This window comes from Massilia sp. BSC265 (assembly GCF_000740675.1).
Lineage (GTDB): Bacteria > Pseudomonadota > Gammaproteobacteria > Burkholderiales > Burkholderiaceae_D > Telluria.
Map to the genome: position 1 here is coordinate 58,608 of NZ_JPXI01000036.1, position 14,444 is coordinate 73,051.

Genomic DNA, 14,444 nt, shown 5'->3' on the forward strand with positions numbered 1-14,444 from the left:
TATCCTATACCCATCGCAACAACGGCTTCACGCCAACTATGCCCGAGTATCCCAGTGACGTCCGATCGGACGCCAAACCCCACCGGTCGCTGTTCGAACGGCTGACCGCACTCATCTCCCCCGAGCCTGAAAACCGCGCAGAACTGCTTGAAGTCCTGCACGAAGCCCACGAGCGCAACCTGATCGATGCCGACGCACTCTCGATGATCGAGGGCGTATTCCAGGTCTCCGACCTGTCCGTGCGCGACATCATGGTGCCGCGTTCGCAGATGGACGTGATCGACATTACCGATCCGATCGAGGAGTGGCTCCCGATCGTGCTCGAAACCCAGCACTCGCGCTTCCCCGCGATCGAGGGCGAGCGCGACAAGGTGGTCGGCATCCTGCTGGCCAAGGACCTGCTGCGCTACTACGCCGAAGAATCCTTCGACGTGCGCAAGATGCTGCGCCCGGCGATCTTCATCCCGGAGTCGAAGCGCCTGAACGTGCTGCTGCGCGACTTCCGCGCCAACCACAACCACATGGCCATCGTCGTCGACGAGTACAGCGGGGTCGCTGGCCTGATCACCATCGAGGACGTGCTCGAGCAGATCGTCGGCGACATCGACGACGAGTACGACGTCGACGAGGACGAGGACAACGTCCTGTCGATCAAGGAAGGCCAGCTCGGCCCGCGCTGGCGCGTCAAGGCCCTGACCGAGATCGAGCAGTTCAACGAAGAGATCGGCGCCGACCTGCCCGAGATTGATGCCGACACCATCGGCGGCCTGGTCGCCAGCCATCTCGGGCGCATGCCGCACAAGGGCGAAGTGTTCGACCTCCAGAACCTGCGCTTCGAAGTGCTGCGCGCCGACGCGCGCCAGATCCACGTGCTGCTGGTCGAGAAGCTGCCGCTGGACGAAGACGACCACGACTGATGCTGCGCCGCCGTACCCAGCCCGGATCGCCGGACCGCGCTACCACCGCCCCTGACCCAGCAAGCCGCGGCACCAGGCCTTCCCCGAAGGCCCTGGTGGCGATGGCGCTGGCCGGGGCTACCAGCCTGCTGTCCTTCCAGCCCTTCGGCTGGTGGCCGGTGCAGTTCCTGGCGCTGGCCTATTTCTTCTACCAGGTCGGCATGAGCACCTCGCCGAGGCGCGGCGTCTGGCTCGGCTGGGCTTTCGGCTTCGGCTGGTCGGTGGCCGGCATGCACTGGCTGTACATCGCCGTCACCCGCTTCGGCGGCCTGCCCGCCATCCTCGGCGCGATCGCGATCGCCCTGCTCGGCCTCTACATGGGCTTGTTCGGCGCCTTTGCCGGCGGCGTCGCCAGCTGGCTGCGCCGCAAGTGGTCGCTGCCGGTAAGCGCCTTCGTGCTGCTGGTGCTGCCCGCCGTGTGGGGTGTGTCGGAGTGGATGCGCGGCTGGATCTTCACCGGTTTCCCGTGGGCGGCCTCGGGCTATGCCCACAACGTTTCGCCGCTCGCCGGCTATGCGCCGATCCTCGGCGTCTACGGCCTCGGCGTGCTGGCTGCCCTGTGCGCCGGCTGCCTCGTCATGCTCACCCAGCGCGCACGCTGGCCGGCACTGTCCCTGTTCGCGGCGATCATGATGGGCGGCTTTGCCCTGAAGTTCGTCGACTGGACCCGGGAAGTGGGACAGCCCCTGAGCGTGCGCCTGCTGCAGGGCGACGTGAAGCAGGACCAGAAGTTCGACGCCGCCTATCTGTACGAGATCATCGAGCGCTACCAGGCGATGATCACGGCGGCCCCGGCCGACCTGGTCGCCACGCCGGAAACCGCGATTCCGGTCACGCCGCAGCAGCTGCCGGACGGCTACCTGGCGTCCCTGCAGGGCTTCGCGGCCCAGACCCGCAGCCACCTGATGATCGGCATCCCGACCCTGGACGGCGCGGGACGCTACGCCAACAGCGTGATCGCCATCGATCCCCTCGGTCCCGGAAGCACGCAGTCCTACCTCTACAACAAGTTCCACCTGGTGCCCTTCGGCGAGTTCATCCCGCCGGGCTTCCGCTGGTTCACCGACCTGATGAGCATCCCGCTGGGCGACCAGACCCGCGGCGAGCCGCTGCAGGCGCCCTTCCCGATCAAGGACCAGCTGGTGCTGCCCAACATCTGCTACGAGGACGCTTTCGGCGAAGAGATCGCGGCCCAGCTGCGCAATGCGCCGAAGCCCGCGACCCTGCTGCTCAACGTGTCGAACCTGGCCTGGTACGGCGAATCGGTGGCCATCCCGCAGCACCTGCAGATCTCGCAGATGCGCGCCATCGAGACCGGCCGCCCGATGCTGCGCTCGACCAACAACGGCGCCACCGCCGTCATCGACGGCCGCGGCAAGGTGCTGCAGCAGCTGCCCTTCTACCAGCGCGGCGTCCTGACGGCCACGGTACGCGGCACCGAAGGGCTGACGCCGTACGTCCGCGCCGGCAACCTCGCTTTCCTGGCGCTTGGCGTGCTCATGCTGGCAGGCGCCTGGTTCGCCGGTCGCCGCTATCGCCAAACGGTTTCGTAGCGTGGGCGGGTTTCCCGCCCACGCGGTGAGAGTCTGCAGCGCGATCATCCGGTGTGATAACGGAGCCGATAGCGATCACCGCATGGGCGGCGTAGCCGCCCACCCCACGGACGGCCGCGACAAAAATATTCCGCCATTCCATACTGCTGAGTTGAATCGCCCCCAGAAGGCCGTGAAAATTCAGTAGAATTGGTCATTTGGCAAATTTACCGTGACCGCGGCGCGCAGCGCCGCAGCGCCCCACATATTGCTCACATTCCGATGCTCACATTCCAACAAATCATCCTGACCCTGCAGACCTACTGGGACAAGCAGGGCTGCGCACTGCTGCAGCCGTACGACATGGAAGTCGGCGCAGGCACCTTCCACACCGGCACCTTCCTGCGTGCGATCGGTCCGGAACCCTGGCGCGCCGCCTACGTGCAGCCTTCGCGCCGCCCGAAGGACGGCCGCTACGGCGAGAACCCGAACCGCCTGCAGCACTACTACCAGTACCAGGTGGTGCTGAAACCGGCGCCGGAAAACATCCTCGACCTCTACCTCGGCTCGCTCGAGGCGCTGGGCCTGGACCTGAAGAAAAACGACGTGCGCTTCGTCGAGGACGACTGGGAAAGCCCGACCCTGGGCGCCTGGGGCCTGGGCTGGGAAGTCTGGCTGAACGGCATGGAAGTTACCCAGTTCACCTACTTCCAGCAAGTCGGCGGCCTCGATTGCAAGCCGGTGCTGGGCGAGATCACCTACGGCGTCGAGCGCCTGGCCATGTACTTGCAGGGCGTCGAGAACGTGTATGACCTGGTGTGGACCGAGTGGGAAGAAGATGGCGTCAAGAAGACCCTGAAGTACGGCGACGTCTTCCACCAGAACGAAGTCGAGCAGTCGACCTACAACTTCGAGCATGCGAACACCGAACTGCTGTTCCAGGCCTTCTCGCATCACGAAGCCGAGGCCAAGCGCCTGGTCGAGCTGCAGCTGACCCTGCCGGCCTACGAGCAGATCATGAAGGCCTCGCACAGCTTCAACATGCTGGACGCGCGCGGCGCCATCTCGGTGACCGAACGCGCCGCCTACATCGGCCGCGTGCGCACCCTGTCGCGCCTCGTGGCGCAGGCCTACTACGACTCGCGCGAGAAGCTCGGCTTCCCGATGCTGCCCGCTTCTACTGAAGCCTCCGACAAGGCTGCTGCTTAAAAGAAGAACAGAACAAATCATGAACCAGACTCTCCTCGTCGAAATCCAGACCGAAGAACTGCCGCCGAAAGCGCTCGTCAAGCTCGGCGCCGCTTTTGCCAACGGCATCGCCAATGGCCTGAAGGCGCGCGACTTTTTGGAGGCGGACAGCATCGCCACCGCCCACGCCACCCCGCGCCGCCTGGCCGTCACCATCAGCAACGTGCGCGGCACCTCGCCCGATAAGTCCATCCGCGAGAAGGTGCTGCCGGTCTCGGTCGCGCTGGACAAGGACGGCAACCCGAGCGCGCCGCTGGCCAAGAAGCTGGCCGCCCTCGGCTTCCCGGACCTGCAGGTCAGCGACCTCGAACGCGCCCAGGACGGCAAGGCCGAATCCTTCTTCTACACCTATACCGCCAGCGGCAGCCCGCTCGCCAGCGCCCTCCAGGACGTCCTGCAGGACACCGTGTCCAAGCTGCCGATCCCGAAGGTCATGAGCTACCAGCGCCCGGACGGCGCCACCGTGCAGTTCGTGCGCCCGGTGCACCTGCTGCTCGCCCTGCATGGCGAACAGGTGCTGCCGCTCTCGCTGCTGGGCCTGGAGGCCGGCCGCCACACCATGGGCCACCGCTTCCTGTCGCACGGCGGGCAAATCGCCATCCCGCACGCCGACCACTATGCCGGCGTGCTGGAGAGCGAAGGCAAGGTACTGTCGAGCGCGGAAGCGCGCAAGGAGAGCATCCGCCGCCAGCTGCTCGACAAGGCGGGCGCCGACCAGGTCCTGATGCCGGAATCGCTGCTCGACGAAGTGGCCGCCCTGGTCGAATGGCCGGTGGTCTACGAATGCCGCTTCGAAGAGGAATTCCTGTCGGTGCCGCAGGAATGCCTGATCCTGACGATGCAGACCAACCAGAAATACTTCGCGCTGACCGATGCCTCGGGCAAGCTGCGCTCGCGCTTCCTGATCGTCTCGAACCTGGAGACAAGCGACCCGTCCGCCATCATCGGCGGCAACGAGCGCGTGGTGCGCCCGCGCCTGTCGGACGCCAAGTTCTTCTTCGAGCAGGACAAGAAGAAGACCCTCGAGTCGCGCCTGCCGCAGCTGGCCAACGTGGTTTACCACAACAAGCTGGGCACCCAGCTTGATCGCACCCAGCGCGTCATGAGCCTGGCCGCCGCCATCGCGCGCCGCCTCGGCTTCGACGTGGCGCTGGCAGAACGCGGCGCGCGCCTGGCCAAGGCCGACCTCCTGACCGACATGGTGGGCGAATTCCCGGAACTGCAGGGCATCATGGGCACCTATTACGCGCGCCACGACGGCGAGCACGAGGAAATCGCCCTGGCCGCCTCCGAGCACTACCAGCCGCGCTTTGCCGGCGACCTTCTCCCCTCGACCAATACCGGCCTGGCGGTCGCGCTGGCCGACAAGCTGGAAACCCTGGTCGGCATCTGGGGCATCGGCCTGCAGCCGACCGGCGAGAAGGATCCGTTCGCGCTGCGCCGCCACGCCCTGGGCGTGATGCGCATGCTGGTCGAAAAGCGCCTGCCGCTGTCGCTGTGGGACCTGGTCAATGACGCCTGCGCGCTGTTCCAGGGTCAGGCTGCCAAGGTAAAGGAAATGCGGGACCCGCGCGGCGAAGTCATCCCCTTCATGCTCGACCGCCTGCGCGGCATGCTGCGCGAGCGCGGCTTCTCGCCAAACGAGGTCGAGGCCGTGCTGGCCCAGAACCCGGACCGCGTCGACGACGTCGTCCAGCGCCTGGAAGCGGTGCAGGCCTTCGCGGCCCTGCCGGAATCAAGCTCGCTGGCCGCCGCCAACAAGCGCATCACCAACATCCTGAAGAAGAACGAAGACGCCCTGCCGCAGGACGCCGCGCTCAAGCAGGAGCTGCTGGTCGAGCCGGCGGAAAGCGCGTTGGCCGCCAAGATGAGCGCGCTCGACGGCGAAGTCCTTGGTGCCTTCGAGCGCAGCGACTTCACCGGCGCGCTCAAGACCCTGGCGCTGATGAAGGATGAAGTCGACGCCTTCTTCAACGACGTCATGGTGATGGCGGAAGACGTCAACCTGCGCAACAACCGCCTGGCGCTGTTGTCGCAGCTGCACGCCATGATGAACCGCGTGGCCGACATCTCGAAGCTCGCAGCCTGAGAGTTGCACTCTACGTATTAAGGTAGTTCCATGAAACTCATCATCCTCGACCGGGATGGGGTCATCAACCACGATTCGCCGGACTTCATCAAGTCGCCGGCGGAGTGGATCCCCATTCCCGGCTCGCTGGAAGCGATCGCCCGCCTGAACCAGGCGGGTTACCGGGTCGTGATCGCATCGAACCAGTCGGGCATCGCGCGCGAACTGTTCGACATCACGACCCTGAACGCGATCCACCAGAAACTGCACAACAGCGCCCATCTGGTCGGCGCCGACATCGACGCCATCTTCTTCTGCCCGCATGCCGCAAGCGACAACTGCGACTGCCGCAAGCCCAAGGCCGGCATGTTCGAAGAGATCAGCAAGCGCTTCAAGGTCAGCCTGAAAGGCGTGCCGACCGTGGGCGACTCGCTGCGCGACCTGCAGGCCGGCTTCATCATGGGCTGCGTGCCCTACCTGGTCCTGACCGGCAAGGGCGAGACGACGCAGCAGACCGGCGGCCTGCCGCCCGGCACCCAGGTATTCCCCGACCTCGCAGCGATGGTCAACGCCTTCCTCAAGACCGCGGTACAGCGGCCTGAGTAAAACACAGCTACACGATCCAGAACCAGTCCATTTGTCCGGAGCCCCTTTGCATACCCTCAACCTGTTCCTGCGTTCCCTGCTTTTCAAGATCGTGATGATCGTGGCCACCGTGGTGTGGGCCTGTGTATGCTTCCTGGCGGCGCCGCTGCCCTACAACAAGCGCTTCTGGGTGACCTCGCGCTGGAACGTCTTCATCATCTGGGCTGCGAAAGTCATCTGCGGCATCCGCTACCAGTTCAAGGGCTACGAGAACCTGCCGGACGCGCCGGCCATCATCCTGTCGAAGCACCAGTCGGCCTGGGAGACCATCTTCCTGCTGCCGAACCTGACGCGCCCCCTGGTCTATGTCTTCAAGAAGGAGATCCTCTACATCCCCTTCTTCGGCTGGGGCATGGCGCTGCTGCGCATGATCCCGATCGACCGCTCGCAGGGCAAGAACGCCTTCTCCCAAGTCGTCCGTCACGGCAAGCGACGGCTGTTAGACGGCCAGTGGATCATCATGTTCCCGGAAGGGACGCGCATCCCGGTCGGCCAGAAAGGCAAGTACAAGAGCGGCGGCACACGCCTGGCTGTCGAAACCCAAACGGTGGTCGTCCCGATCGCGCATAATTCAGGTGAGTGCTGGCCGAAGAATTCCTTCATCAAGCGCCCCGGCGTGGTGACGGTCTCGATCGGCAAGCCGATATCGCCAGAAAACCACACTCCCGACAGCATGATGCAAGAGGTCGAAAATTGGATAGAATCCGAAATGCGCGTTATCTCGCCCCACGTCTACAGAGGTGGCTGAGCGACGTCAGCGCCCAGATCAGGAATTCAAGACCGCAGCACGACATGACCTCTTCCAAGATCGACGGGCACCAGCTGGAACTGTTTGCACAGGAATTCTTCGCGGCGCTCAAGCCTTCGGATAAACCGGCCCCGCCCTCGCAACCCCTCTTCAAGGCGCCGCCTCCGGCGCCACGCCACCTCATCCCTGCTCCGCCCGTGGCGCAAGGCGAACCACCGCTCAAGCGCATCGTCCTCGGCGCCCACACCGTCGATTACGCCCTGCGCCGCTCGGCGCGCCGCTCGATCGGCTTCATGATCGACGATGACGGCCTGCGCGTCACGGCGCCGCGCCGCTGCACGCAAGCCGAGATCGACAATGCGATCCGCGCCAAGCAGCGCTGGATCCTCACCAAGCTGCTCGAACGCGGCCAGCGCCGCACCCAGCGCTTGGTCCGCCCGCCGGTCGAATGGAAGGACGGCGCGCGCCTGCCCTACCTGGGCGGCGAAATCACCCTGCGCCTGGAAGATGCCGCGCGCAGCCACTGCCAGTTCGACGCAAGCAATCGCGAGCTGTGGATCGGCGTGGTGCCCGGCCTGTCGGAATGGCAGCTCAAGGAACGCGTCAAGCTGTGGTTCCAGGCCGAGGCAAAGCGGCTGTTCAAGGAGCGGCTGGATTTCTTCGCGCCACAGCTGAATGTGACGTACAAGGCCTTTGCCCTGTCGTCGGCGGGCACGCGCTGGGGCTCCTGCACGATCGAAGGGAACATCCGGCTGAACTGGCGCCTGATGCACTATCCCGCTTCGCTGGTGGACTACGTGGTGGTGCACGAACTGGCGCACCTGCGCGAGATGAACCACAGCCCGCGCTTCTGGGCGACGGTGGGCGAGGTGTATCCGGATTACGACGGGGCGCGGCTGGCGCTCAAGAAGCGCTCGCTCGAGATGCCGGTCTTATTTGCCGATTGATGTCTTTCGCAGGGTGGGCAGGTTTCCTGCCCACGCGGTGATCGTTTGCAGCGAGATCATCCGGCGCGATAACGGAGCCGATGGCAATCACCGCGTGGGCGGCGAAGCCTGATCTGGTCCACTGGACCAGATCACCCCTACAACAGCGCATCGCGGCGCGCGGCCGCCAGCTCCCGCATTGCCGCCTCCTGCGCCTCCGACAGGGCACGATACGGAATCGGCAAGGTTCCCCGCTTCAGCACCATCATGAACCCGCGCGTGTAAGTACGCACGCCGATCACGTCTTCCCACCCGATCAGGGTCACGCCCCCGCTGGTGCGCACGATGCCGTGCTGGTCGATGGTGAATTCATAGGTGCGCCGCCCGCGGCCGAGCATGACGAAATGGAGGGCGGCACCGAGCGTGCTCTTCAGGCGCAGGTAGAGGCTGGCAGGCCAGCGAATGCGTCGCCGGCGGATGAGGAAACCGCCGTGCTGCCACATGAAGCTGATGTATTCACCCAGCGTGTAGCGCACGAAGAAATGCAGTTCGGATAAGGGAACAGGCAGAACAGGAGAAACGTCGGGGGGGACACCGGCGGCCGGCGACACCGGTACCTCTGAAGTGTTGGCGTTGACATGCATGTGCAGCACCTCACTATCTGCCTGCTGCTGGACCAGCATGGCGACAGGCTTCCCATTACTCATTTCATCCCTGCGCGGTCTCGGGTGATTAAACGACAACATTGCGCATCCCCTTGTTATTATCCGAGCTCGAACCGGAATGGTAGCAAAACCTACCGGAGAAGTCGTCGCAGGAGTTCAACAGTGCGCAGGGTGGCGCCGCGGTGGCGGCCAGCGAATGCGAGCGCGTGGGCGCCCATCGCGGCACGCGCGCCCTCGTCCTCAAGCAGGCGCAGCGCCGCGGCCACCAGGGCGTCGGCGCCGGGCACGCGCAGGGCCGCACCGATCGCCACCGCCTCTTCGGTCGCCTGGGCGAAATTGAAGGTGTGCTCGCCGACCAGCACCGGCTTGCCGAGGGCGCAGGCCTCGATCAGGTTCTGGCCGCCCAGCGGCATCAGGCTGCCGCCGATGAAGGCGCAGTCGCAGGCGGCGTAGTAGGCGAACATCTCGCCCATCGAGTCACCCAGCAGCACGTCAGCGTCTCCAACGCCTGCGTCGAGGCGCGAGCGCCGCTGCACCGACAGGCCGCGCGCCGTGATGAGTTTCTCGACCTCGTCGAAGCGCTGTGGATGGCGGGGCACGATCACCAAGAGCGCACCCCGCGGCCGGTCAGCCACGCGCAGCCAGGCATCCAGGACCAGCGCTTCCTCGCCCTCGCGTGTGCTCGCGCACAGGAAGACGGGACGGTTGCCGAACCGGGCGCGCAGCCAGGCGCCTTTCTCCAGCGCGGCCTGCGGCGGCACCACGTCGAACTTGATGCTGCCGGTAACCTCGACCTGCGGCGCGCCGAGCGAGCGGATGCGGGCAGCGTCCGCATCGGTCTGCGCCGCCACCAGGGGAATGGCGCGCGCCGCGTCGCTCATCAGGGCGCCCATCTTCCGGCCGCGCCGCAGCGAGCGCTCCGACAGGCGCGCATTCACCAGCGCCACCGGCACCCCGCTCCTTGCGCAGCTGTGGACCAGGTTCGGCCACACCTCGGTCTCCATCAGGATGCACACGCACGGCTGGAAGCGGCGCAGGAAGCGCCCTACCATGAAGCCGGTGTCGTACGGCAGATAGGACTGGACCAGGCGCTCGCCATGGTGGCCGAACAGCGATTTGCCGGTGGCGCGGCCGGTCGGCGTCATGTGGGTGAGCAGGATGCGGGCATCGGGATAGCTGCTCAGCAGCGCCTCGACCAGCGGCTCGCTGGCGCGGGTTTCGCCGACCGAGACCGCATGCACCCACAGGGTCATGCGCGTCGCTGCGGCGGCGTCGGGAAAGCCGAGGCGCTCGGCCCAGTGGGCGCGGTAGCCGGGCTCCTTGCGCCCGCGCCACCACAGGCGCCCGAACACGAGCGGCAGCGCCAGCCACCAGGCCAGCGAGTACAGCCAGCGGCTCATCCCGCCTCCAGCAAGCGGCGCGCCGCGGCGATGACGTCAAGCGCGGAAGGCGGCGCCCCAAGGTCGCCGAGATTGACGATACGGTCCGACCAGTTGCCCTCGGTCTTCCACTTCGGCGAATCGCAGTAGATCTCGACGGTGGGGCGCACGAAGGCGGCGGCGATATGGGTCAGGCCGGTATCCACGCCGACGGCGAGACGCGCATGCCGGGCCAGGGCCACCGCGTCCATCATCGACAGCCTGGGCAGCACGCGTGCGTTCGGCAGGCTGGCGGCCAGCCCCTCGGCTTCCTGCTTTTCCTGGGGCGAACCCCAGGGCAACAGCACCGCCATCGGCGCCAGCGCATGGCCCAGCTCGACCCAGTTCTCGCGCGACCACTTCTTGGCATCGCGCGCAGTGCCGTGGAAGAACACGGCGTAGTCTTCCAGCGGCAGGAAATCCGGGCGCGAGCCGGCCTCAGGCGCAGGCAGCCCGAAATCGGGGGCATGGTCCACTGCATAGCCGAGGGCCGCTCCGGCCACCATGCGGCCGCGCGCCACCGCATGGGTGCGCGGGTTCAGGGGAATGCTGTCGGTGTGAAAGATGCGCGAGATGCCCTCGTAGCCCGAGCCTTCGCTGCCGTTGGCCAGGCCGACCTTCCTGCCGCCCTTGCGCACGCGCGCCGCGCCCATGATGACGCCGGTCTTGAGCAGGCCCTGGGTGTCGAACACCACATCGTATTCTTCCTCGCGCAGGGTCCGGAAGAAGGCCTTGATCTCGGCCCGCGTGTCAGCCCACTGCGCCGCCTTGCCGAGGCTCTTGCGCCAGCGGCGCAGCGCCCAGGGAATGATCTTCCGGACGTGCGGGTTCAGGCGCACCAGGCTGGTATAGCCTTCTTCCACCGCCCAATCGATGGTGGCGCCCGGATGGTGGCGCAGGATGTCGGCCACCATCGGCAGGTTGTGCAGCACGTCGCCCAGCGACGACACGCGCACCAGCAGGATCTTCAAGCGCTTTTCCTAACGATCAGAACGGCAGTTCGGCGTCCGGCTTGGCCGCCAGGATCACCTCCTTGAATTCGCCCTGGATGCGTGCCAGGGCTTCCGGATTCTCGCCCTCGAAACGCAGGACCACGACCGGGGTCGTGTTCGAGGACCGGGCCAGGCCGAAGCCATCCGGGTATTCCACGCGCAGGCCGTCGATGCCGTTGATTTTTTCGGAAGTCGGGAAGGTCGCGTTGGCGCGCAGGCTGTCGATCAGGGCGAAGTTCTCGCCTTCCTTCAGGTGCAGGTGCAGTTCCGGGGTGCTGGAAGCGATCGGCAGGCTGTTCAGGAGCTTCGACGGATCGGCTTCCCTGGTCAGGATCTCGAGCATGCGCGCGCCGGCGTACAGGCCATCGTCGAAGCCGTACCAGCGGTCCTTGAAGAAGATGTGGCCGCTCATCTCGCCACCCAGCGGGGCGCCGGTTTCCTTCAGCTTGGCCTTGACCAGCGAATGGCCGGTCTTCCACATCAGGGGGCGGCCACCGGCTTTCTCGATCCAGGGGGCCAGGTGGCGGGTGCACTTGACGTCGTAGAGGATCTCGGCGCCCGGGTTGCGCGACAGGACATCGCTGGCGAACAGCATCATCTGGCGGTCCGGGAAGATGATCTGGCCATCCTTGGTGACGATGCCGAGGCGGTCGCCGTCGCCATCGAAGGCCAGGCCGATCTCGGCGTCGGTGTCCTGCAAGGCCTTGATCAGATCCTGCAGGTTTTCCGGGTGCGCCGGGTCCGGGTGGTGATTCGGGAAGTGGCCGTCCACTTCGCAGAACAGTTCGACCACCTCGCAACCCATGCCGCGGAACAGCTCCGGGGCAAAGGCGCCGGCCACGCCGTTGCCGCAGTCGACCGCGATCTTGATCGGGCGCGCGATCCTGACGTCGCCAATGATGCGCTCGAGGTAGGCCGCGCGGATGTCGTGGGTGCCGTAAGCGCCGCGCTGCTCGGCGACCTTGCCGTCATCGCCGTTGCTATACCTTGCGATGCTGTCGTGCAGGGCCAGGATGGCGTCGCCGTAGATCGCCTCGCCCGCCATCACCATCTTGAAGCCGTTGTAGTCCGGCGGATTGTGGCTGCCGGTGACCATGATGCCCGAACGGGTGTCGAGCACGTTGGTGGCAAAGTAGACCATCGGGGTGGCGACCATGCCGAGGTCGATCACGTCGACGCCGGCGTCGCGCAGGCCTTCGCCCAGGGCGGCGGTCAGGCCCGGGCCCGACAGGCGGCCGTCGCGGCCGATCACGACCTTGCGCTCTCCTTTCGCCAGGGCGGCGGCGCCGAATGCGCGGCCGATGTGGCGAGCGATGCCTTCGTCGAGCGTCTTGTCGATGACGCCGCGAATGTCATAGGCCTTGAAGATCGTTTTCGAGAGAGCAACCATGGTGTCCTTGGAAAGCTGGGGCGCGGGCATGCGAGGGCAGCCGGAGGACGCGGCCAGTGCGGCCAGGCGTCGGCGCTGGATTATTGGAATGAACTTGGTGGAATGACAAATGCAGCTATTGTAGCGGCAAGCGGCGTCCGGTGGGAATCGGACGGACCGCTTGCGCCGTGGTGCAATGCTGGCGTTGCCGGCCTCGCACGATGTCGCGCGGTGTTGAGGATAATCAGACGCGCAGCTTGTCCAGCGACTTGCCGCCTTCAACCCATTCCTTGACCCATTTCGGCTGGCGGCCACGGCCGGTCCACTGCTGCGATGCATTGTCCGGATGGCGGTAACGCACGGCCACCGTGTTGCCCTTGGTCGAATTGCCCTTGCCCGCGGCGCCGCGGCCGCCGGTCGCCAGCAGATCCTTGAGGGGCACGCCGACGCTTTGTGCGATTGCCAGAATCTGTTCGCGTGCCTTTTGCACTTCCTGTGCTTCGCGAGCTTTCATCTCCTGCTTGATTTGTTCCTGCAGGTTGCGCAAATCACCTACGGACATATTAGACAGATCCATCTTCGTTCCCTCATTCGTTAAGGTTGAAACAGCACGGCGAGATACTCACCAATTGTCGCAATATACTAGCATTAATGAGTTAATTGCGCTTTTTCTTTTGTAAGAAAAGCCAGCGTGGCGACTTAAATCGAACAATACGCGCATATAACCAGAGGTAACTGATTATAAACAACAAACTGAAGAAGATGAGCACACTGGTGTTTTTCCAGAACACGGTGGCCGGAATGACGGCCATCAAGGAAAACAGCCATAAATAAGGCGAGGTGCGCGCGTTCCGTTTCATCAGTGCGCGCGCTTCGCGCGGCCCCACCGTCCATTGCACGATGCGGCGGAATATCAAACTATGCAGATGAATTCCGTCGGGCAGGGCCGGCGATTTACCGCGCACGAACATGCGGCGGTAAGCGGAGAATATCGTTTCGAATGCGGGATAAATCAGCAGCAGCGCTGCATACCAGGTGGAGACCTCGGGATTGCGCATCACCAGCAGCAGCGCGAGTTCGCCGAGCATGAAACCGATGAAGTAGGCGCCGCCGTCGCCGAGGAAAATCAGGCCGACGGGATAGTTCCAGATCAGAAAACCCGCGGTGGCGCCGGCCACGATCAGCGCAGTCACCAGCACGGCCATGTCCCCCACCTGCAGCGCCACGTAGGCCAGCGACAGCAGCATGCAAATGCTGACCATGCTGGCCAGGCCATTGAAGCCGTCGATGATATTCACGGCATTCGCGATGCCTGCCACCGCCAGCACGGTGAGGGGCAGCACCACGAGATTCAACTCCAGCGGCAGTACGCCCCACGGCAGGTCGAGGCGCGCGAGTTTCGCTCCGAGCAGGTAATAGGCGAAAAGCGCGGCGAGCATCGTGAGCAGCAGCCGGCGTGTCGGCGAAACGCGGCCCGTATAGTCTTCGACGATACCGCCTGCCATGGCAATGCAGCCGCATCCGAGCAGGGGCGCGATCCATGATCCGAGTTCCGGCTCGCGCATTGCCGACAGGGCGGCGGTAAATAAGACCGCGAGAAAGATCGGCACTCCGCCGATGCGCGCTACGACATGCGAGTGGAACTTCTGCACACCGCCATAATCGGTATCAAGCGCAAAGGCATTGCGCTTCGCATACTTAATCACGAGCAGGGTCAGCAGCGCACAGGATACGAAACCGACAAAAAAGGAGAACATTATTATTCTTTCGGTGCACACGCGAGTCGTTTTTCCATAGTCGACTCAGCGCAAAAACCACGGCACTCTTATCGTGGGAATGGTGGCCCATTGTACCGGAATGGATGAGGCGCTTCGGAG

General features: G+C 65.0%; 13 protein-coding genes. 7 read left to right on the forward strand and 6 right to left on the reverse strand.

Features of this window, described 5'->3' with window-relative positions:
- Positions 1 to 38 precede the first annotated feature (38 nt).
- From MA09_RS16565 to MA09_RS16595, 7 genes are all read left to right on the forward strand, one after another.
- Positions 39 to 917, forward strand: a complete 879-nt coding sequence (locus MA09_RS16565) for an HlyC/CorC family transporter (RefSeq protein ID WP_036250890.1) — start codon at positions 39 to 41, stop codon at positions 915 to 917.
- Positions 917 to 2,509, forward strand: coding sequence for an apolipoprotein N-acyltransferase (lnt, locus tag MA09_RS16570; RefSeq protein WP_036250893.1), 1,593 nt, complete (start codon positions 917 to 919; stop codon positions 2,507 to 2,509). The genes MA09_RS16565 and lnt overlap by 1 nt, the downstream gene beginning before the upstream one ends.
- Positions 2,510 to 2,770: 261 nt before the next feature.
- Positions 2,771 to 3,697, forward strand: coding sequence for a glycine--tRNA ligase subunit alpha (gene glyQ / locus MA09_RS16575; protein WP_036250895.1), 927 nt, complete (start codon positions 2,771 to 2,773; stop codon positions 3,695 to 3,697).
- 19 nt (positions 3,698 to 3,716) lie between these two features.
- Complete coding sequence (glyS, locus tag MA09_RS16580) at positions 3,717 to 5,825, forward strand: glycine--tRNA ligase subunit beta (protein WP_036250896.1); 2,109 nt, start codon at positions 3,717 to 3,719, stop codon at positions 5,823 to 5,825.
- A gap of 30 nt (positions 5,826 to 5,855) precedes the next feature.
- The gene (gene gmhB / locus MA09_RS16585) at positions 5,856 to 6,410 is read left to right on the forward strand and encodes a D-glycero-beta-D-manno-heptose 1,7-bisphosphate 7-phosphatase (protein WP_036250898.1); all 555 of its coding nucleotides are present in this window, start codon (positions 5,856 to 5,858) and stop codon (positions 6,408 to 6,410) included.
- A 94-nt stretch (positions 6,411 to 6,504) separates the two neighbouring features.
- The gene (locus MA09_RS16590; RefSeq protein ID WP_051933543.1) at positions 6,505 to 7,197 is read left to right on the forward strand and encodes a lysophospholipid acyltransferase family protein; all 693 of its coding nucleotides are present in this window, start codon (positions 6,505 to 6,507) and stop codon (positions 7,195 to 7,197) included.
- Between the two features lie 44 nt (positions 7,198 to 7,241).
- Positions 7,242 to 8,144 carry a M48 family metallopeptidase gene (locus MA09_RS16595; protein ID WP_036250901.1) on the forward strand — a complete coding sequence of 301 codons (903 nt, stop codon included), beginning with the start codon at positions 7,242 to 7,244 and terminating at the stop codon, positions 8,142 to 8,144.
- Positions 8,145 to 8,281: 137 nt separating this feature from the next.
- Here MA09_RS16595 and MA09_RS16600 read toward each other — a convergent pair whose 3' ends face one another.
- The 6 genes from MA09_RS16600 to MA09_RS16625 form a co-directional block, all read right to left on the reverse strand.
- Positions 8,282 to 8,806, reverse strand: coding sequence for a YcxB family protein (locus MA09_RS16600; RefSeq protein WP_229440764.1), 525 nt, complete (start codon positions 8,804 to 8,806; stop codon positions 8,282 to 8,284).
- A gap of 113 nt (positions 8,807 to 8,919) precedes the next feature.
- The gene (waaA, locus tag MA09_RS16605; protein WP_036250906.1) at positions 8,920 to 10,188 is read right to left on the reverse strand and encodes a lipid IV(A) 3-deoxy-D-manno-octulosonic acid transferase; all 1,269 of its coding nucleotides are present in this window, start codon (positions 10,186 to 10,188) and stop codon (positions 8,920 to 8,922) included.
- Positions 10,185 to 11,177: a lipopolysaccharide heptosyltransferase I gene (gene waaC, locus MA09_RS16610; RefSeq protein ID WP_036250908.1), complete on the reverse strand. Its 993-nt coding sequence runs from the start codon at positions 11,175 to 11,177 to the stop codon at positions 10,185 to 10,187. The genes waaA and waaC overlap by 4 nt, the downstream gene beginning before the upstream one ends.
- Before the next feature lie 16 nt (positions 11,178 to 11,193).
- Positions 11,194 to 12,588: a phosphomannomutase/phosphoglucomutase gene (locus tag MA09_RS16615; RefSeq protein WP_036250911.1), complete on the reverse strand. Its 1,395-nt coding sequence runs from the start codon at positions 12,586 to 12,588 to the stop codon at positions 11,194 to 11,196.
- Positions 12,589 to 12,811: 223 nt separating this feature from the next.
- A complete protein-coding gene (locus tag MA09_RS16620) occupies positions 12,812 to 13,144 on the reverse strand; it encodes an H-NS family nucleoid-associated regulatory protein (protein ID WP_036250914.1) in 333 nt (110 codons plus the stop codon).
- A 79-nt stretch (positions 13,145 to 13,223) separates the two neighbouring features.
- Entirely contained in the window at positions 13,224 to 14,324 is a 1,101-nt protein-coding gene (locus MA09_RS16625) for a glycosyltransferase family 4 protein (RefSeq protein WP_036250915.1), read from the reverse strand.
- Positions 14,325 to 14,444: the final 120 nt, after the last annotated feature.

Bases quoted from the DNA above. Each gene is read 5' to 3' on its own strand.
- MA09_RS16565 (WP_036250890.1), top strand. From the start codon at position 39: ATGCCCGAGTATCCCAGTGACGTCCGATCGGACGCCAAACCCCACCGG.
- lnt (WP_036250893.1), top strand. From the start codon at position 917: ATGCTGCGCCGCCGTACCCAGCCCGGATCGCCGGACCGCGCTACCACC.
- glyQ (WP_036250895.1), top strand. From the start codon at position 2,771: ATGCTCACATTCCAACAAATCATCCTGACCCTGCAGACCTACTGGGAC.
- glyS (WP_036250896.1), top strand. From the start codon at position 3,717: ATGAACCAGACTCTCCTCGTCGAAATCCAGACCGAAGAACTGCCGCCG.
- gmhB (WP_036250898.1), top strand. From the start codon at position 5,856: ATGAAACTCATCATCCTCGACCGGGATGGGGTCATCAACCACGATTCG.
- MA09_RS16590 (WP_051933543.1), top strand. From the start codon at position 6,505: ATGATCGTGGCCACCGTGGTGTGGGCCTGTGTATGCTTCCTGGCGGCG.
- MA09_RS16595 (WP_036250901.1), top strand. From the start codon at position 7,242: ATGACCTCTTCCAAGATCGACGGGCACCAGCTGGAACTGTTTGCACAG.
- MA09_RS16600 (WP_229440764.1), bottom strand. From the start codon at position 8,806: ATGCTGGTCCAGCAGCAGGCAGATAGTGAGGTGCTGCACATGCATGTC.
- waaA (WP_036250906.1), bottom strand. From the start codon at position 10,188: ATGAGCCGCTGGCTGTACTCGCTGGCCTGGTGGCTGGCGCTGCCGCTC.
- MA09_RS16615 (WP_036250911.1), bottom strand. From the start codon at position 12,588: ATGGTTGCTCTCTCGAAAACGATCTTCAAGGCCTATGACATTCGCGGC.
- MA09_RS16620 (WP_036250914.1), bottom strand. From the start codon at position 13,144: ATGGATCTGTCTAATATGTCCGTAGGTGATTTGCGCAACCTGCAGGAA.
- MA09_RS16625 (WP_036250915.1), bottom strand. From the start codon at position 14,324: ATGTTCTCCTTTTTTGTCGGTTTCGTATCCTGTGCGCTGCTGACCCTG.